General features: G+C 57.2%; 1 protein-coding gene. It reads left to right on the top strand.

Annotated elements, in window-relative coordinates; all coding sequences use genetic code 11:
- Window positions 1–22: 22 nt before the first annotated feature.
- On the top strand, window positions 23–276 hold a 254-nt coding region (locus MN204_RS20595), incomplete at its 3' end, for an HD domain-containing protein (protein WP_249872921.1).

Here is a 276-nt window from a genome sequence, read left to right as displayed (position 1 = left end):
ATTTGACGAAGGGGGAATGGGAATGTCACAGACAAAAGAATTAACGCATGAAGACGTGCGGCGGATGGTTGCTTCCTACATGAATGATGAACATGTGGCCCTGGTTGAGAAGGCCTACCGCTTCGCCGCCGTTTGCCACCATGACCAGCGGCGCAAGTCCGGCGAGCCATACATCATCCACCCAATCCAGGTTGCCGGAATCCTGGCTGACCTCCAGATGGACCCGGAGACGGTCTGCGCGGGTTACCTCCACGACATCGCTGAGGATACCGGTGC

Source organism: Oceanobacillus saliphilus (assembly GCF_023522835.1).
Taxonomy (GTDB): domain Bacteria; phylum Bacillota; class Bacilli; order Bacillales; family Amphibacillaceae; genus Oceanobacillus; species Oceanobacillus saliphilus.
This window is presented reverse-complemented; position numbering and strand designations above follow the sequence as displayed.